Origin of the sequence: Mycobacterium sp. RTGN6 (assembly GCF_033804605.1) — a bacterium.
Lineage (GTDB): Bacteria > Actinomycetota > Actinomycetes > Mycobacteriales > Mycobacteriaceae > Mycobacterium.
Genome location: NZ_JAPZKZ010000005.1, coordinates 374,370 through 392,370, shown reverse-complemented (window position 1 = coordinate 392,370; position 18,001 = coordinate 374,370). Strand labels below are relative to the sequence as shown.

Genomic DNA, 18,001 nt, shown 5'->3' with positions numbered 1-18,001 from the left:
ATGGCCTCTGTCAACGACATTCAGTGTGCGGCCGTCGCGCAGACCGGTCTCGACGACTTCGGGGACGACTCCTACCGGGAAGGTCTGGAGATACTGCTGGCATCGCTAAGCGATGAAGCGCATCTCAACGCTCGGGGCGAGGCGTTCATTCATCAGCGCATCGTCGGGCATCTCGCGCAGCGTCTCCAAGTGGAGGACTGGTACGCCCATCATCCTGAAATCGACGAGGTACCGGTCGAAGCCCCGCTGATCGCGATGGGCTTGCCCCGCACCGGCTCGACGGCGCTGTCCATGCTGTTGGCTCAGGACTCCGAGGTGCGCTACCTCAGGCAGTGGGAATCCTCGCAGCCGTGCCCGCCACCGTCGACGGTGCAGGGCGTCGACCCGCGTATCCCGGTCGACAAGGGCGAGCAGGTCGGGACCCGCCGCCACGTGCCGGGCGATTCGCATGGGCCGATGGAGTGTCACGAGTTGATGGCGCTCGACTTCAAATCACACATCTTCCAGGCATACGCCCAGATACCATCATATTCGGCGTGGCTCGTCGAAAAGGCGGATTTTACTACTACTTACGCCTACCAACGCCGCGTGATGAAACTCCTGCAATGGGGCGAACCGACCAGACCGTGGCGGCTGAAGTGTCCGTCGCACGTGCTGTGGCTTGCGCAACTCGACGCGGCGTTCCCCGATGCCAGATACGTGATGACGCACCGCGATCCCACCGACGTGATCCTTTCGGTGGCCGATCTCTACGCCGACATCATCGGAACCTTCACCGACGCGTTGGACCGCCCGTACCTTGGGCGGCTCAACGTCGAGCACTGGTCGCTGGGCATGCAGCGGGCGCTGCAGTTTCGCGCCGCAGGTGCTGACGACCGGTTCTACGACATCGACTTTCGCGCCATGCAAGCCGACCCGGTGGGCGAGGTCAAGGGTCTCTACGCCTGGCTGGGCGAGCCAGTCAGCGCGGAGTTCGAAACGCGGATGGGCGGCTGGTGGACTCAGGCCGCCAACGAACGCGAACCAAGCAGCCGCGCCGATCCGGTCGCGTTCGACATCGAACTCGACGCCGTGAGACCGCTTTTCGCCGAATACGTCGACAATGCACGGCTTTGGACAACCCACGAGAGGGGCCAGCATGACCACTGATTTGACCGGCGGGATCGATCCGTCGCGTGAGCAGGTGTTCGCCAACCGTCCGGACAACCCAGAAATGCGGGACTCGGTCAGCTTCTGGACCGTCGACGATCGCGGTGAGGTAGGCCTGCCACGGATCGGAATCGAAGCAGTCGCCGCCAACTGGGACAACCACGACGTTCAGGTCAACGTCGCCTTCCCCGACGGGCGCGTGTACCGACGCCGGGAGAACGGCCCGTCGCTGCCTGCGCAGGGTCCCGACGGCAAGCCCACCGTGCTCGGAGCCGGCGATCTAGCGTTCCGCTGCATCGAACCGTTCGACATCTGGACGATGACCTATGACGGAAAGGCCGTACAGACGTCGTCCGCCGACCTGGTCGCGGGCAAGAAGGGCGGCCCGCTGGTCGACATCCAGTTCTACGTCGAAGCGAAAATGGCTGTACCGCCATGGGTTCAGGGTGCCCTGCAAGCCGATGCCGCCGTCCAACTGAAGACCTCGGTCGAGGGCGACCTGATGGGCGGGCCCCGCTACGAGCAGCTCTACCGCGCCACCGGATCGGTCACGATCGATGGCCACACACAAGAGTTCACCGGCAGCGGCCTGCGGATCCGCCGCCAGGGCGTCCGCAAGCTCGCCGGCTTCTGGGGGCACTGCTGGCAGTCGGCGGTGTTCCCCAGCGGCAAGGCCTTTGGCTACATCGCCTACCCACCGCGTCCGGACGGGCAGCCGACCTTCAACGAGGGCTACCTCTTCACCGGCGAGGGCCCGCTCATCCCGGCCCGCGTCGTGCAAGCACCCTGGCTGACCCGACTGCAGGCGCTCGGCGAGGACGTGTCGGTGGTGCTCGAAACCGCGGACGGCACCACACGCATTGAAGGCGAGACGGTCTTCTCCACCCACGACATCCACCACGACGACGACACGTGGTCCGTGCACGCGCTCAAGGAGGAGATTCCGAGTTTCCCTGCGCTGCAACAGGCCGGAGTGCGCTACCGATGGGACGGCGAGCAGACCTACGGCATGCTCGAACGCTCCAACCCCCTCGACAAGCTCGCCAGGGACTAGTGGTCTGTGTGAATTGATGTGGGCGGTTCGATCCATGCGCCGAAAGTACGGTTGATGTACAGATCGCCCGAGTGGGGCCGTAAACAACCGTACTTTCGGCGAGCCTTCCAACTCGGCGCCGATGCCCTCGGCCACCGCTGAATCCGCATACTTACGAAAGGAATTCGAAGTTCGATGACCACCACGGATCTTTCGGGCAAGGTGGCCCTGGTGACCGGCGCCGCGCGCGGACAGGGCAGGGCCCATGCCGTGCGGCTGAGTGCTGAAGGCGCCGACGTCATCGCCGTCGACGTCGCGGGTCCACTGCCAGCGAGCGTTCCCTACGATTCGCCAACGCCAGGCGATCTCGCGGAGACCGCCCGCCTCGTCACCGCCAATGGCCGCCGCGTCGTAGCGGTGGCCGTCGATACCCGCGATCGCGACGCGCTGTCGGATGCCGTCGACGGAGGCGTCGCAGAACTGGGGCGGCTCGACGTCGTCGTCGCCAACGCCGGCATCTGTTGCCCGTCGCCGTGGGACCAGATCACCTCGGAGGCGTTCCGCGACACCATCGATACCAATGTGACCGGTACGTGGAACACCGTGATGGCAGGCGCTCACCACATCATCAGCGGTGGCCGCGGCGGTTCGATCATCCTCGTCGGCTCGGCCGCCGGCGTGAAGATGCAGGCGTTCATGGTGCACTACACCGCGAGCAAGCACGCGATCACCGGAATGGCACGCGCCTTCGCTGCAGAACTGGGCAGATACCGCATCCGCGTCAACAGCCTGCACCCGGGTGCGGTCGCCACCCCGATGGGTACCGGCCGCATGCGCGAGGCCCTGCAAGCCGGCGACGACAGCTACCCGTACCTGCGGGGAATGAACAAACCATTGCTGCCTGAGGGAATCGCACAGCCGGAGGACATCGCCGACGCGGTTTCCTGGCTGGCCTCAGAGCAGTCGAAATTCGTTACCGGAACCCAGATTTCAGTCGATCTTGGTGTCGCATACTGCTAACGGGCGCAGCGAACCGAGACCAATCACACAAGGCAAGGAAAGTGGCATGCGCGGTCTGAAGGACAAGGTATTCATCGTCGCGGGAGGCGCCACCGGGATCGGTGCGGGTACTGCCGAACGGCTCGCCGAGGAGGGAGCGCTCGTCGCCGTCGGCGACATCAACATCGCCGGCGCCAACGCCACCGCGGAACGGATCGCTACGGCGGGCGGCCGGGCGATCGCCGTCGAATTCGACCTCGCCGACGAGAAATCCGTTCACCAACTGGTCGATCGCACCGTCGCAGAGTTCGGCGCAGTACACGGCCTGTACAACGTCGGCGCCGATCTCTCCGAAGGCAACCTGGGCCGCGACACCACCCTGCTCGACACCGACATGGAGGTCTGGCATCGCACGCTGGACGTCAACCTGCTCGGCTACGTCCGCACCAGCCGCGCGGTGCTGCCCCATCTGTTGGAGCAGGGCGGCGGAAGCATCGTCAACACCTCGTCCGGTGGTTCGCTGGGCACCGATCCGATGCACGTTGCCTACAACGCCTCCAAGGCTGCCGTCAATCAGCTCACGCGCCACGTCGCCGTCAACTGGGGCACCAAGGGCATCAGGTGCAACGGCGTCATGCCGGGCCTCGTCATGGGTGAGACCCAGGAGCAGCAGAACAACGTTGAGCTGCAACAGATGTTCGTCCAGGCCGCGAGAACCACCCGCCTGGGCAAGCCAGCCGACCTCGCGGCGATCAGCGCCTTCCTCCTGTCCGACGAGGCGGAGTGGATCAACGGCCAGGTGTGGTACATCGGCGGCGCGGCCCACCTCCGACAGTGATCATGGCGCGGTTTCGCCGTGTGGCGACCGCGGCGGCGTCACAATGGCCGGGTGGTCATGATGCCGGCCTTCGTGTGGCGAGGTGGTCCCGTCCGCCGAGGTGTGACGGTCGGTGTCTGCGCGGGTCTGTTCTTCGGTGTGCTGGCCTGGTTGGACTCAGGAATGCTGATCTCCGGCGCCATCGTCTTCGTAATTCTTGGCGTCGGCGGTGGCTTCTGGGAGGCCCGCCGGATGAGCAGATATTGGCCGCGCGCAGCCGAATTGAGCGGTGCCCAACGGGTGGCGGTGGTCGCTGCGGCGCGACGTGGCGACCGCGTCGGTGACGACTCGCTGGCACACGCGGTCGCGGACTACGGCCGCGGACTGCATGCAGCGGTGGAGCAGGGCAGGCCGTGGCGCTGGGTGATCGTGGTCGTTCTGGGCGTTGCCATCGCGATGGCGCTGTGGGACGCGGTGCACGGGTCGCTGGGCAACGTCATCGTCTCGGTCGTCTATCTGGTACTCGCCGGCCTCGAGCTGTTCTGGTGGCCCAAGCGGTGTGATGACCTGCTCGCGAACGCCGACCATGCCGCGGGCATGGCGCGCCAGCAGGACGTTCCCGACTGAGGATGAGCAGTTCCGACCGGGCAGTCAGTTCCAATGGCATTGACAGCCCCCCGATAGTGACGTACACATATGTATACACTTGCCTGGTGGCGACGGCAGCCTGGCGATGGGTCGCTGGTCCGAACAAACCCGTTGTGGCACAGCTGGTTCCATGACGGCGACGTATCGCCACCAAGATAGGAGCGCTGTGGGAATCACGCGGGAGCTGGCGGACTTCGTTGCAAGCGCCTCCCTGGAGGACATCCCGGACTCGGTGGTCGAGCGGGTCAAGATCCACCTTCTGGACGCGTTGGCGACGGGCTATGTCGGCACCCACCTGTCGTGGAGTCAGATGGTCGCCGACCTGGTGGCCGCAGAGGGCGGCAATCCCCAGGCTTCGGTGTTCGGGGCGCCCGGACGCGTCACCGCCCCGCAGGCCGCGCTGCTCAACGGCGTGCTGATCGGCGGCTACGAGGCCAACCACAGCGGCCACCTCACCCACTCGGCCGCCACCGTCACACCCGCCGCGATGGCCATCGCCGAGCGCGACCACGCCAGCGGGCGCGAGCTGCTGCTCGCACTCGCGCTCGGCACCGAGGTCGGCTGCCGCATCGGCTACGCACAGATGCGAACGGTGGAGGACCAGAGGGGTTTTCACAACCTCAGCGTCAACGGTCCCTTCGCCGCCGCGGCCGCGACCGGCAGGCTGCTCGGGCTGGACGGCACCCACCAGGCTTGGGCCTTCGGCATCGCGGGTTCGCAGTCCGGCGGCCTGGCCGAGTACGCATGGACCGGGGCCATGACCAAACGGCTCCATCCCGGCTTGATGTCGCGAGGCGGACTCGAGAGCGCGGTGCTCGCGTCGAAGGGTTTCACCGGGCCGGAGACCATCATCGAGGGACCGATGGGGCTGTTCAACGCATTCGCCCCGGCGCCGCGCCCGGAACGGGTACTCGCCGAGCTCGGTGACACCTGGCATCTGGTGCGCACGATGATCAAGGGCTACCCGTGTCACGGCACCGGGCAGCCGGTGGTCGCGACGCTCCAGGAACTCAAGGCAGGCAAGACGATTGACCCCGACGCGGTGACGCGGGTGCACATCAAGACCAACGACGAACACCACACGCTGGCCCCCAGATTCCTCGACCCCGAGCCGACGAACCACATGGCCGCGCAGTGCTCGATTCCCTACACGACCGCGGTCGCCGTGGCCCGCGATCTGTCCGACCCACTGCAGTACGACGAGTCGGTGCTCACCGACGCGCAGGTGCGCCGGATCGCCAAACTCGTCACCTGGGAGGCGCTCGAGGACCGGGGCGATCAGCCGCTTCACCTCGAGATCGAACTGGTCGCAGACGGCCACGCCTACTCGGCCATCGGCGGACCGTACCGCGGGTCCATCGACAACCTCGCCTCGTTCGACGACGTCGAGGACAAGTTCCGCCGCTACACCAACCACGTGATGGACGAGCGGCAGCAGTCGAACGCGATCGCCATGGTTCACGGCCTCGAGGCGCTCGACGACGCCGCGGAGCTGGTGAAGCTACTCGCGGTTGGTTGAACCACCTGCACCGCAATGGAACTCGATCATGGGAGGCGGCACCGCAGTGGACTCCACGCTAACGGCCATCACCGAATTCGTGGGAGCAACGTCCGCGGGGGACATTCCCGGCGAGGTCATCGAACGGGCCAGGGACATCCTCGTCGACACCTTGGGGTGTGCCGTGGGAGGCCGGGAGTGCCCGGCCGCCGCGGTGGCGTCGGCGTTCGCGCCGCGGACGGCGGTTGCCTGCGACGGCGTCGTGCTCGGCCGAACCGAGCGCGTACCCGCCGAACTCGCGGCGTTCTGGAACTCGGCCATGATGCGCTATCTGGACTTCAACGACTCGGGGTCGGCGGGCGGTCACCCGAGCGACATGATCGGCGCGCACGTCGCGTTGTCCCGGCTCGCGGAGGCCAGCGGGACCGACATGCTGGTCGCCGTCGTGATCGGCCACGAGGTCTACAACCGGATCACCGACCGGCTGCTGTTCGAGGACCGCAGGCTCGACCACGGCTATCCCACCGCCATCGGCGTCGCCGCGGCGGGAGCCTACTTGCTGAAGCTGAACGCCGAACAGACCAGGCACGCACTGTCCTTCGCCGCGACGAGTTCGTTGTCGACGCGTGCGGTGCGCGCAGGCCAGCTGTCCCACATGAAGGGTTTCGCCACCGCGCTCGCCGCCAAGGAGGCGGTCTTCTACCTGCAATTGGGCAGCGCCGGCCTCACCGCTCCCGCCGAACCCTTCGAAGGGCGGCACGGCGTCGTCGAACTCATGACCGGTACGGCGGGCCCACTGGAGCTCGCGCCGTTCGACGACTGGACGCTGATGCGGTCGAAGCTGAAGTTCTGGCCCGCCGCCTACAACACTCAGCCCGCGGTCTGGGCTGCGCTGGAGCTTCGCAAGCAGATCGGCGCGGGGGAGTTGGCATCGGTCACGCTCGGCGTCAACAAGCGCGCGTGGCACGAGTCGGGCAGCGAGCCGGCCAAGTGGGATCCGCGGACCCGGGAGACGGCCGACCACAGCATCCCGTATCTGTTCGCAAGGGCCTTCCTCGACGGTGTCATCGACGAGGCGTCCTTCGCGGCCGACAAGATCCGCGCCGACGAGGTCCTGGAGCTGATGAAGAAGGTGCAGGTGGTGCTGGACCCGGCGATGGAGGCGCAGCGGCCGAAGCTCGTACTCGGGTGTCGGGCCGAAGCGGTCGACACCGCGGGCGGGCGACACGAGGCCTACGTCGACGGAATCGCAGGCGACGCCACCAGACCGCTGACGCGCGAACAGATCTCGGAGAAGTTCACCCGGCTCGCGAGTTCGGCCCTTGGCGACAACACGGACACCGCGTTCGAGGCCGTGTGGAACACCGGGTCGGCGGGCGACTTCCAAGAGGTGCTCGCGGCCTTGACACCGATGACCGCCACGCCCTAGCATCCGACTGTACACAATCGTATGTGACATTGACGTGCACTGACGACGGCGGGCGAAACCGGCCGCAACCGAGGAGGTAGACCGCCCGTGGGTGAAAGTCGAGAGCTGGCCGAGTTCGTCGCCGCGACGACCTATGAAGACCTGCCTGCCGACGTGGCCGAGCGGATGAAGACCTACGTGCTCGACACGCTGGCCGCCGGCTTCGTCGGCTGCAAACAGCCGTGGTCGCAGATCGTCTACGGCGTCGAGCGGGACAACGGCAGCATCGGGCCCTGCAGCGTGTTCGGCTCCGAGCAGAGCATGTCCCCGATCTCCGCGGCGTACGTCAACGGGTCGATGGTCGGCGCGTTCGAGTCGGAACACAGCGCCCACACCGCGCACGCCGGTGGCACCGTCGCGCCGGCGGCGCTGGCCGCCGGGGAGGCGGTCGGGGCCAGCGGCCGCGACCTGATCCTGGCCTGCATCATGGGCTACGAGGTGGTCAGTCGGGTGGGCGATGCGCAGACCAGGCTGACCGAGGACGAGCGGGGCTTCCACAACCCGGCGGCCAACGGCCCGTTCTCGTCGGCGGCGTCGGTCGGCAAGATCCTCGGCTTCGACGCCGACACGCAGCTCAACGCGTTCGGCATCGCAGGCTCGTTCTCCGGCGGGCTCACCGAGTTCGCCTGGAAGGGCGAGATGACCAAGCGCCTGCATATCGGCTTGGCCAATCGCGGCGGAATCGAGGCCGCCTATCTGGCCCAGCGTGGATTCACCGGTCCCGGAACGGTTTTCGAGGGCAAGTTCGGCTACCTGAACGCCTTCTCGCCAGCGCCGAAGCCTGAGCTTCTCGTTGCGGGGCTCGGCACCGAATGGCTCTCCAGGGACATCAAGATCAAACCGTATGCCGCGCACGGCACCGTGCAGGCGATCATCGCGGCACTGCAGACCTTCACGGCAGACAACGGATTGATGGTGTCGGACATCACCGGGGTGCACGTCAAGGCGAGCACCGAGCGGATCCTGGTGAAGCGGTTCCTCGACCCGCAGCCCAAAACGCTTCTGCAGGCCCAGCTCTCGCTTCCCCACGTCATCGCCGTCACGCTGACTCGGGACCTGTCCGATCCGATGGCGTTCGACGAGGCCACGCTGACCGACCCGGTCATCAACAAGCTCGCCGCTTCCGTGACATGGGAGGAGATCGAGCTGGACAACCCGCTCTTCCCCCACCTCGAAGTCACCGCCGGCGGTAGGACCTACGAGGTCTTCGCCGGTGACTACCGGGGCTCGCCAACCATGCCCGCGCAGTGGGACGACGTCGTGGACAAGTTCCGGCGCTTCAGTCAGCGTGTCATCGGCACTGAGCGTCAGGGCGCGATCATCGACACCGTCGCCAAGCTCGACGGTCTGGCCGACGTCGGCGAGCTGATGTCCCTCGTCCGTGCCTGATTCGGCGGGTCGCGGCCGCGCGGCATGAGCGTCGAGTCCGGGGCGCGGGGGCGCTGGCGCCGAAGCGCCGCGTCCTTGCAGATCCGGAACTTCCGCATCTATCTCTACGGGACCGTCGTCTCGCAGGCGGGCAGCTGGCTGCAGTTGACCGCAGAGTTGTGGGCCATCGTCGAGCTCACCCACAGCGGCACGGCGGTGGGTCTGCACTCGGTGCTGCGGTTCGGCCCGATCGTGCTGTTCGGCCTGTACGGCGGGCTGCTCGGCGACCGGGTCGACCGCCGCAAGCTGCTGTTCCTCACCCAGCTGACACTGGCGGCCGCAGCGGCGGCCATCGCCGTCGCGTGGGGGCTGGGCTACCGCAGCCTCGTCATCATCTATGCCGTCGTGCTGGTGCAGGGCCTGGTGAACGCCGTGGACAACCCGTTGCGCCGCACGTTCATTCGCGACATGGTCGACGATCCGCGGCTGGCCAACGCGCTGGGTCTCGAGGGTGCGATCAGCACCGTCTCGCGAACGATCGGTCCCGCGGTGGCAGGCGTCGTGATCACCACGCTCGGCGTCGGATGGTGCTTCACGCTCAACGCGGTGAGCTTCGTGGCGGTGCTTGCCTCTGTCGCACTCATCGACCGACGCAAGCTGAGGCGGGCCGTCCCGGTGCCGCGAGCCCGCGGTCAGATCAGGGACGGGCTTCGCTACGCCTGGGGCTCGCCTGCGATCCGGCAGACACTGTTGCTCGCCGCCATCGTCGGAGCCTTCGGGTGGAACTGGCAGACCCTGCTGCCGCTGTTCTCGGCGGACACCCTGCACGGCGACGCGGCCCAATTCGGGCTGCTGGTCTCGATGTTGAGTGTGGGTGCCCTCGTCGGTGCGGTCGTGGTGTCCCGGATGGAGCGACCCAGCCGCCGATACCTCCTCGTCGCCTGTGCGGTGCTCGCGGCCGCTCTGATGGCCACCGCGGCGGCGCCGAACCTCGCGGTGGCCATCGCCACCGTCATCGTGATCGGACTGGCGGGGACGATTGTCAACATCAGCTCGCAGACCCGGCTTCAGCTGCTGGTGTCCGACGACATGACCGGCAGGTTGATGGCGCTGTACTCGATGGCCTGGCTGGGCACCCGCCCGGTCGGCGGCGCCATCGGCGGTTGGCTCACCGACTGGGTCGGTCCGCGCGGCGCGTTCCTGGCCGGTGGACTCGTGATCGCTGGTGCGACAGTGCTTTTCGCCCTTCACCGCTACCGCCGGCCCGGACCAGTCGAGGAGGCTCCCCATGACGTCTGAATCACCCGACCTCACCAGGCCGCTGGTCGGCTACCTGTCGGCCCTGCGGTTCGAGGACCTGCCCGCCGATGTCGTGGTGGGAGCGCAGGCGGCGATCCTCGATCATCTCGCCTGTCTGGTCTACGGCATGCAGCAACCGTGGCTGACGTCCGTCCGCAACGCCATGCTCCGAGCCGGTCCCCCCACCACCGCAGGCGACGCGGCCTTCGTCAACGGCACCGCTGCGCACGGCTTCGAGCTGGACGACATCTACTACCGAACCCATCCCGGCTCCGTCGTCATCGCACCGGCCATGGCGTGCCTCGGTGGTCCACGGGACGGGCGTGAGCTCATCACCGCGGTCGTCGCGGGGTACGAGCTGATCGGTCGGGTCGCCCGCTCGATTGGCGTGGCGCACAGCGACCTTGGGTTCCACACCATGGGGGTGGTCGGCCCGTTCGGGGCCGCTGCCGCGGCGGCGCACGTGCGCGGCTTCGACGCCGAACGGTGGCACAGCGCGATCGGGATCGCGGCGTCCTTCGGGTCGGGCATCAAGGCGTTCGTCCACGGCCCTGGCATGGTCAAGCGGCTCCATGCTGGGCAGGCCGCACGAAACGGCGTGCTTGCCGCCGACCTTGCGGCCGCGGGTATCGAGGGGCCCGACCAGCCGCTGGAGGGCAGATTCGGATTCTGCCGGGTCTTCGCCCCGACCGACTCCGATCTTTCGCAGCTCACCGATGGGCTGGGGGGCGACTTCGCGGTGGCGGACGTCTACCTCAAACCGTATTCGTGCTGCGGCGCGCTGCACGGGGTGATCCGAGCGACCGAGCGGCTGGTGTCCCGCCACGGGTTCGGCATCGACGACGTCGACTCGGTCGCGATCGGCACGACCTCGCACGGCATGCAGAAGAGCCAGCCTCGGCCCGTCGACGTGATGACCACGCAGTACAGCCTCGAGTCAGGTGCGGTCCTGGGACTGCTCGGGCGGGCGGGCGACCCGACCAGCTTCCGGCCGGACGTCGTGACCTCGGGACCGGCCGGCCGGGTGCTGGCAAGCGTTCGGGTGCACGTCGACGCCGAGGCCGAGAGCCACTTCCCCGACTCGATGGACTCCCGCGTCACGGTCTTGCTGCGCGACGGTCGGGAGGTGTCCGAGTACGGCGTGGGCCACGCCCACGGTGATCGGAACCTGAATTCGATACAGCGTTGGGCGGCCGCCGTCGAGAAGTTCCACCGGCTGACTACGACGCAATTGGGCACCGATGACCGCGACGGGGTCGTGCTGGCCGTTGACGAACTGGCCGACGGGGAGTCGACGGACCGACTGCTCGGACTCCTCGGGACCGCGTACGTAAAGGGAGAAGGATGACGATGAACAGAGTTGGTGCACGTCGGGTGACCACCGTGGTGGTGGCGGCCTCGTTGGTGCTGGTGGGCTGCGGGTCAGGGGGTGGGTCCGAGACGGGCTCGCCCGGCGCGGCCGGCTTCGATGCCGAGGGCTACTTCAAGGGCAAGACGATCCAGATGATCGTCACGTCGTCCCCTGGCGGCAACACCGACCTGTTCGGACGTTTCATGGCAAGCAAGCTGGCCGACCAGATCCCTGGTCACCCGAGGATCGCGGTGACCAACGAGGGCGGGCTCGGCGGCGTCGGCGACGTGTACGAGGCACCCGAAAGCGCCCTCGTCATCGGGGCAACCGCGCGGTCCTCGTCGCTCTACGGCACCTCCGGCGACCCTGCGGCGAAGCAGGACCCGAACAAGCTCCAGGTGATCGGGGGCCTGGCCGGCGAGCCGCGGGCCTGGGCCGTGTACGGCGACCTGGTTGGCAAGTACAAGTCAATCGTCGACGCGGAGGGAAGCAACATCCCCTTCCGATCCGCGTCCACCGTCGGCGGCCCAGGAGAGGTCGAGAGCGACGTGTTCCTCTACTCCTGGTTGTGCGAGAAGTTGAGGCTCAACTGCGACTACATCAACGTCGCCGACGACAGCAGCTCCGACATCAACCTGATGGTCCAGCGCGGCGAGGTCAACCTGCAGGGTGCCGACCGGCTCACGTTCATGCGGGACAACTTGACGCAATTGCAGAAGGGCGACGCGCAGTTGCTCTTCCAGTACGCCCAGACGGACCGAAACAAGACCCCGCTGCCTGACGGCATAGAAGCCGCAGACCTCAAGGAGATGCTCCCGCCAGACCTGCGGGCCGAGTACGCGAAGATCCTTCCGCTCATCTCCAGCGGGCTGCTCGGCAACATGCTCTGGGCCGGGCCTGGCTTGCCCGCTGACGCAGTCAAGGCGGTCCAGGACGCCTACGCCAAGGTCGTCGGCGACCAGAAGAACGTGGACGCGCTCACCTCGATCCTCGCTGGTGGTGACACTGCGTACGACTACCAGGCGATGCCGTTGGCCGGCCAGGAAGCCATCGACGCCTACAACTCCTCCAACGGCGTGTACCAGGAAAACAAGGAGTTCCTGCAGGGCCTTCGCGAGAAGTACGTCGCACTCTGGCAGTGAGCCCCACCTGCGCCGGGAGTGGTTGACATCACATTTTGGGTCCTCTAGGGTCCATTCAGTACACAGTGGAACACATTCGCCCACAATCGCGTGAAGTAGGAGAAGTCCATGGTCAAAAGGGTCCACGCGCGGCGCGCCTTGGCCGTGATGGCAGCGGCAACGCTGCTTCTGAGTGGCTGTGGCTCCGGCGGCGGTGACAACAGCGCGAGCAGCTCGCCCGCGGGCGGGTTCGATGCCGCGACGTTCTTCGGCGGCAAGACGGTGCGGCTGATCGTCACCTCGTCCGCCGGTGGCAACACCGACATCTTCGCCCGGTTCATCGCCAGCAAGCTGGCCGACGAGATCCCGGGCCGGCCACGGATCGCGGTGACCAACGAGGGTGGCCTCGGCGGCATCGGCGACGTCTACGAGGCGCCGGATTCCGACTTGGTCATCGGCGCCACCTCGCGGTCATCGGCGATCTACGGCACCGCCGATGATCCGGCCGCCCGTCAGGACCCCTCGAAGCTCCAGGTGATCGGCGGCGTCGCCGGCGACCCGCGGGCCTGGGCCGGGTTCGGCACCCTCACCACCGCCTACCCGTCCCTCGCCGACGCCGCCAACAAGCCCGACGGCGAGAAGCTGCGCTTTGCCGCCACCGTCGGTGGCCCTGGCGAGGTCGAGAGCGACGTCTTCCTCTATACGTGGTTGTGCCAGAACATGAAGCTGCCGTGCGAGTACATCAACGTCGCCGACGACAGCAGTACCGACACCAACCTGATGGTGCAGCGCGGCGAGGTCAACCTGCAGGGCGGCACGATGATCACGTTCATGCGGCAGTACCTGAAGGACCTGCAGGACGGCAAGGCCAAGTTCCTCATGCAGTACGCCCCGACCGACCAGCCATCGCCCGCCCTGCCCGACGGGATCACCGCGCCGGACATCAGCACCATCCTTCCGGCCGACCTCAAGGACGACTACCAGAAGATCGTCCCGATCATCTCCAGCGGCCTGCTCGGCAACATGATGTGGGCCGGACCGGCGCTGTCCGCCGACGCCGTCAAGGCGCTGCAGGACGCCTACGCGAAGGTCGTCGGCAACGCGGACAACGTCAAGGAACTGAACGGTCTGATGGCCGGTGGCGACTCGCCCTACGACTACAAGGTGACGCCGCTGTCGGGCGCGGACGCCCAGAAGGCATACGACACCTCGTCCGGGGACTACGAGACGAACAAGGTCTTCATCGAAGGTCTGCGCGAGGACTACGCGAAGCTCTGGCAGTAACCGTCCAACAGGTGCCCGGGGCGCCCCGCCCACCCCTCCTCAGCGGGGCGCCCCGTTCCGCCCCATGCCGAATCCAGACACGGAAGTACAGATGGATGCGACCCTGGCCGCCCTGGCCGACTTCACCGCCCGCACCCGATTCGACGACCTGCCCAACGAGGTCGTCGACAAGGCGTCCGACATCCTGGTCGACACGCTGGGCTGTCTGATCGGCGGCAGGGACTTCCGCGCGGTCGACGCGGCCCGCGGCCTGGTCACCGACGAGGCGCGGGCCGCGGAGTGGGGCAGCGTCGTCGGCATGCCGGGGTGCTACCCGGCGGAGCTCGCAGCGTTCCTCAACACCGCGATGATCCGCTATCTGGACTTCAACGATCATCTGGTGGCCGGCCACGCGAGCGACATGATCGGCGCGCAGCTGGCGGTCGCCCGCAGACCGGGGCGGCCCGCCTCTGGATCTGAGCTGCTGACCGCGCTCGTCGTCGCCTACGAGGTGCACGCGCGCGTGGTCAGGACAATGAACCACAACCAGACGATCGATCGGACGTACTCGATCACCATCGGTGCGACCGCGGGCGTGTGCAACCTGCTCGGCACGTCCAAGGAGGCCACAAGGGACGCGCTGGCAATGGCCGTCACCGCGGGCGTGGCGTTGCGGGCGTCGAGGGCGGGTGCGCTGTCGGACTTCAAGGGGGCGGCATCGGCGGTGAGCGTGAAGTTCGCCGTCTTCTTCGCCCTGCTCGCCGAGCGCGGCCTGACCGGACCCTCGGCGCCGTTCGAGGGCAGACACGGACTGCGCGAGCTCATTGAGGGGGAGGCGGGACCCGTTGTCCTGCAACCGTTCGACGGGTGGCAGGTGTTGCAGACGTGTCAGAAGTACTGGCCCGTCGCCTACGGCATCCAACCCGCCATCTGGGCGGCCCTCGGGCTGCGGCACACGGTGGCGGCCGACGCGGTGGAGCGCGTCGTCCTGCACGCGGCCCCGTTCGCCTGGCACGAGTCGGGTAGCGAGCGGGAACGCTGGGACCCGAGGACGCGGGAGTCGGCCGACCACAGCATGCCGTATGCCTTCGCCAGGGCATTCGAGTACGGCACGGTCGACGGAAACACGTTCCTGCCCAAGGCCTTTCGCAATCCCGGAACCCTCGCGCTCATGGAGCGCATCACCGTCGAGCCCGACTGGGCACGCGGCCCGAAGATCTCCGACGTCGTCGGTGTCCGGGCCGAGCTGACGACCAAGTCCGGCCAGCGGCTCACCGTCAACGTCGACGAACCTCGCGGCCACCACCTCAATCCGATGACGACGGCCGAAATAAGCGGCAAGGCAACGCGTCTCGTCGAGCCCACGCTCGGTGCCAGGACGGAGGCTGCGCTCGAGATCGTCCGGCAGGTCCGGTCCGCCCCGACGCTCGATTCCCTGTTCACCGCATTCCTGCCCACGTAAGGACGTCGATGAGGATCATCAGCAACGCCGATCTCGAGGGTCTGCTACCGATGCGCGACGTCGTCGACGCACTGCGCGACGCGTACCTCGACCTGTCACGCAGCCAGCTCGCCTACGTCCCGATGATCGGCATGTGGGCGCCAACGCCGCGCGACGACGACTACTTCCGGTGCAGCGCGGTCACCGGCAACTCGGCCAGACACGGCGTCGCGGCGATTCGCATCAAGTCCGACATCGTCTCCTGGCCGTCGGGCAAGGAGCAGAAGCATGCCGGCGCACCGGGCACCTTCTGCGGGCTGATCCTGTTGTTGTCCACCGTCGACGCGCGACCGCTGGCGATCCTGCAGGACGGCATCATTCAGCACATGCGCGTCGGGGCCGCGGGGGCGATCGGCGTGGACATCATGGCCAGATCCGACGCCACGACGCTGGGCATGCTGGGTTCCGGCGGCATGGCGCACACGTTCCTCGAAGCGATAGCGCACGTGCGAGCGCTGACCGAGATCAAGGCTTACAGCCCGACCAGGAAGAACCTGCTCGCGTACTGCGCCGAAATGAGCGAGCGGCTCGACCTCGACGTGACACCGGTCGACTCGCCCGAGGAGGCCGTTCGCGGGTCGGACATCGTCGTGAGCGCCACCAACTCCGTGCAGCCGACGCTGCACCCCGAGTGGATCGCCCCGGGAGCGCACATCACCTGTGTGCAGCGCCGCGAGCTCGTCCCCGGCATCTACGAAAAGGCAACGCGGGTAGCGCAATTGGGGCATTCTTCGATGCCGCGCAACGCCGCCATTCCCGGGCTGCAGCGGGTCAAGGGCGGGTTGTCCGCCTACATCGCGGGCACTCCGGAACAACAGGCGCGCATTCCGCGCGGGGGAGACAGCAATGGGCAGGCGATTCCCACGCTGGCGAACATCATGGCCGCCGGCGAGATGGAACAGCGCTCGCCGCGCGACATCTCGCTATTCCTGCCGATCGGTACCCAGGGGGTCCAGTTCTCCGCCGTCGGCGGGCTGGCGCTGCGCCGCTGCGAGGAAGCCGGTCGCGGGCAGACGCTTCCGTCGGAGTGGTTCCTGGAGGACATCCGCAACTAGTAGGGCACGTTTCAGCCGCGCACCGCTGCGATCAAGTCGCCGACGTCGGCGAGCTCCTCGAGCGTGCGGATCCGCTCGACCATCAGCGCGCGGGCCCCGTCGCCGAGCACGTGGCGGCTGAAGCGGTGGAACTTGTCCTCGACGTCGCCAAAGGACGCCGGGTTCGGGATCGACCCGATGTGGGGACCGGTGTGTGCGGTCACCATCTTGCCGTCCGCCGTGACGTTCAGCTCCAGCTGACCTCCGGTGCCTTCGACGAGCCGCTTTCCTTCCGGACCGGTGCGGTATTCGAAGGTGACGCGGTTCGCCAGGTTGCGGATGCGGCGATCGTCGAGCACCGAGGCGTCGTACTCCATCGGGTCGTCGAGGTCGCGGAACAGGGCGACGGCCGTGGTGAACGGCAACGAGCACTGCGCTCCGAGGTGGTTGGTGGGCGACGGGTCGAGGAAGCGGGGCAGCAGCACCCGGTGGTCGGTCGAGGTCACGTGGATCCGCTCGATGGTCTCGGGGTCAATGGTGTTGTCCTGCTTGAGGATGACGGCCGCGGCGATGACCGCCTGCGTCACGCCATGTGCGGCGTACGGCTTGATCAACGTCTCGGTCAGCAGCCACTGCTCCCCGAGGCCTTCCAGCGCGCGCTCGGGTCGCGGCGCGGGGGAGAACGCGTTGAGCATGCCGTACTGGCCCTCGATGACCGTCGTCGGTCCGGTGAAGCCCTTGGCCGCCAGCAGCGCGCTCTCCAATCCGTGCTGAGAAGCCCGCCCCAGATGTAGCCGCTTCGTCATCGCTCCGGTCCAGGCGAACTCGACGAGCCCGGCCGAATGCGAGCCGGCGATGCCGAACGCACGGGCCTGTGTCTCGCCGTCGAGGCCGAGCAACCGCCCGGCCGCCGCCGACGCGGAGTACGGTCCGTTGACCCCGGGGTTGTGGAAGCCGCGCTCGTCCTCGACCGCCCTGGTCTGAGCGACGCCGAGTCGGCAGCCGACCTCCGAGGCGAGCGCGAGTGCGGTCAGAAGCTCACGCCCGGAGACTCGCTTCCGCTCGGCGATCGCGAGCGCGGCGGGTGTGACGGTCGCGCCGGTGTGCGAGTGGTGGCCGCTGTGATCGGCCTCGAATCCGCTGATCATGACGCCGTTGAGAAGGGCGGCCTGCGACACGCTCCACCCGCGCTGCTGCCCGAACGCCGAGGCCTCGCTGACGCCGCCCAATTCGGTGGCCAGCTCGACCACCATCTGGGCCCACGGCCACCGCGCGCCGGCGAAACCGGCGGCGAAGGCGTCGAGTGCGTGCACCTTCACCCGCTCGACCACGGGTTCGGGCAGGGACTCGAACGGCGTGGTGGCGACGAACTCTGCGAGCTCGCGGGTGATGGACATTGGCTGCTCCTGGGGTCGACGTTGACCGTGGCAAGGCCAGGGTCTACTTTCGTAT

At 67.4% G+C, this 18,001-nt stretch carries 15 protein-coding genes; 14 read left to right on the top strand and 1 reads right to left on the bottom strand.

Annotation, left to right across the window (positions count from 1 at the left end; genetic code table 11):
• The 14 genes from SLQ33_RS15315 to SLQ33_RS15250 all read left to right on the top strand — a co-directional run bounded on the left by SLQ33_RS15315 (position 1) and on the right by SLQ33_RS15250 (position 16,570).
• On the top strand, positions 1–1,149 hold the full coding sequence (locus SLQ33_RS15315) for a sulfotransferase (RefSeq protein ID WP_319454712.1): 1,149 nt from the start codon (positions 1–3) through the stop codon (positions 1,147–1,149).
• Complete coding sequence (locus SLQ33_RS15310; RefSeq protein WP_319454711.1) at positions 1,139–2,203, top strand: hypothetical protein; 1,065 nt, start codon at positions 1,139–1,141, stop codon at positions 2,201–2,203. Before SLQ33_RS15315 ends, SLQ33_RS15310 begins: the two co-directional genes overlap by 11 nt.
• Positions 2,204–2,377: 174 nt before the next feature.
• Positions 2,378–3,202 (top strand): mycofactocin-coupled SDR family oxidoreductase, encoded by an 825-nt coding sequence (locus tag SLQ33_RS15305; protein WP_319454710.1) that lies wholly within the window; start codon positions 2,378–2,380, stop codon positions 3,200–3,202.
• A 46-nt stretch (positions 3,203–3,248) separates the two neighbouring features.
• Entirely contained in the window at positions 3,249–4,019 is a 771-nt protein-coding gene (locus tag SLQ33_RS15300; protein ID WP_319454709.1) for an SDR family oxidoreductase, read from the top strand.
• Between the two features lie 57 nt (positions 4,020–4,076).
• Positions 4,077–4,625 (top strand): hypothetical protein, encoded by a 549-nt coding sequence (locus tag SLQ33_RS15295; protein ID WP_319454752.1) that lies wholly within the window; start codon positions 4,077–4,079, stop codon positions 4,623–4,625.
• A 187-nt stretch (positions 4,626–4,812) separates the two neighbouring features.
• Positions 4,813–6,165 (top strand): MmgE/PrpD family protein, encoded by a 1,353-nt coding sequence (locus tag SLQ33_RS15290; RefSeq protein WP_319454708.1) that lies wholly within the window; start codon positions 4,813–4,815, stop codon positions 6,163–6,165.
• Positions 6,166–6,193: 28 nt separating this feature from the next.
• A complete protein-coding gene (locus SLQ33_RS15285) occupies positions 6,194–7,573 on the top strand; it encodes an MmgE/PrpD family protein (protein WP_319454707.1) in 1,380 nt (459 codons plus the stop codon).
• A gap of 87 nt (positions 7,574–7,660) precedes the next feature.
• Positions 7,661–9,001 (top strand): MmgE/PrpD family protein, encoded by a 1,341-nt coding sequence (locus SLQ33_RS15280; protein WP_319454706.1) that lies wholly within the window; start codon positions 7,661–7,663, stop codon positions 8,999–9,001.
• Between the two features lie 24 nt (positions 9,002–9,025).
• A complete protein-coding gene (locus SLQ33_RS15275; protein WP_319454705.1) occupies positions 9,026–10,279 on the top strand; it encodes an MFS transporter in 1,254 nt (417 codons plus the stop codon).
• Complete coding sequence (locus SLQ33_RS15270) at positions 10,269–11,627, top strand: MmgE/PrpD family protein (RefSeq protein ID WP_319454704.1); 1,359 nt, start codon at positions 10,269–10,271, stop codon at positions 11,625–11,627. The genes SLQ33_RS15275 and SLQ33_RS15270 overlap by 11 nt, the downstream gene beginning before the upstream one ends.
• Before the next feature lie 2 nt (positions 11,628–11,629).
• Entirely contained in the window at positions 11,630–12,772 is a 1,143-nt protein-coding gene (locus SLQ33_RS15265) for a hypothetical protein (protein ID WP_319454703.1), read from the top strand.
• A gap of 108 nt (positions 12,773–12,880) precedes the next feature.
• A complete protein-coding gene (locus tag SLQ33_RS15260; RefSeq protein ID WP_319454702.1) occupies positions 12,881–14,035 on the top strand; it encodes a hypothetical protein in 1,155 nt (384 codons plus the stop codon).
• 91 nt (positions 14,036–14,126) lie between these two features.
• Complete coding sequence (locus SLQ33_RS15255; RefSeq protein WP_319454701.1) at positions 14,127–15,476, top strand: MmgE/PrpD family protein; 1,350 nt, start codon at positions 14,127–14,129, stop codon at positions 15,474–15,476.
• Positions 15,477–15,484: 8 nt separating this feature from the next.
• Positions 15,485–16,570, top strand: a complete 1,086-nt coding sequence (locus tag SLQ33_RS15250; RefSeq protein WP_319454700.1) for a hypothetical protein — start codon at positions 15,485–15,487, stop codon at positions 16,568–16,570.
• 11 nt (positions 16,571–16,581) lie between these two features.
• Here SLQ33_RS15250 and SLQ33_RS15245 read toward each other — a convergent pair whose 3' ends face one another.
• Entirely contained in the window at positions 16,582–17,946 is a 1,365-nt protein-coding gene (locus tag SLQ33_RS15245) for an MmgE/PrpD family protein (protein ID WP_319454699.1), read from the bottom strand.
• Between the last annotated feature and the right edge of the window lie 55 nt (positions 17,947–18,001).

Excerpts from the sequence above, each read along its gene's own strand:
- SLQ33_RS15275 (WP_319454705.1), top strand. The coding sequence starts at position 9,026 with ATGAGCGTCGAGTCCGGGGCGCGGGGGCGCTGGCGCCGAAGCGCCGCG.
- SLQ33_RS15305 (WP_319454710.1), top strand. The coding sequence starts at position 2,378 with ATGACCACCACGGATCTTTCGGGCAAGGTGGCCCTGGTGACCGGCGCC.
- SLQ33_RS15250 (WP_319454700.1), top strand. The coding sequence starts at position 15,485 with ATGAGGATCATCAGCAACGCCGATCTCGAGGGTCTGCTACCGATGCGC.
- SLQ33_RS15295 (WP_319454752.1), top strand. The coding sequence starts at position 4,077 with ATGATGCCGGCCTTCGTGTGGCGAGGTGGTCCCGTCCGCCGAGGTGTG.
- SLQ33_RS15315 (WP_319454712.1), top strand. The coding sequence starts at position 1 with ATGGCCTCTGTCAACGACATTCAGTGTGCGGCCGTCGCGCAGACCGGT.
- SLQ33_RS15245 (WP_319454699.1), bottom strand. The coding sequence starts at position 17,946 with ATGTCCATCACCCGCGAGCTCGCAGAGTTCGTCGCCACCACGCCGTTC.
- SLQ33_RS15265 (WP_319454703.1), top strand. The coding sequence starts at position 11,630 with ATGAACAGAGTTGGTGCACGTCGGGTGACCACCGTGGTGGTGGCGGCC.
- SLQ33_RS15310 (WP_319454711.1), top strand. The coding sequence starts at position 1,139 with ATGACCACTGATTTGACCGGCGGGATCGATCCGTCGCGTGAGCAGGTG.
- SLQ33_RS15285 (WP_319454707.1), top strand. The coding sequence starts at position 6,194 with ATGGGAGGCGGCACCGCAGTGGACTCCACGCTAACGGCCATCACCGAA.
- SLQ33_RS15270 (WP_319454704.1), top strand. The coding sequence starts at position 10,269 with ATGACGTCTGAATCACCCGACCTCACCAGGCCGCTGGTCGGCTACCTG.
- SLQ33_RS15300 (WP_319454709.1), top strand. The coding sequence starts at position 3,249 with ATGCGCGGTCTGAAGGACAAGGTATTCATCGTCGCGGGAGGCGCCACC.
- SLQ33_RS15260 (WP_319454702.1), top strand. The coding sequence starts at position 12,881 with ATGGTCAAAAGGGTCCACGCGCGGCGCGCCTTGGCCGTGATGGCAGCG.
- SLQ33_RS15255 (WP_319454701.1), top strand. The coding sequence starts at position 14,127 with ATGGATGCGACCCTGGCCGCCCTGGCCGACTTCACCGCCCGCACCCGA.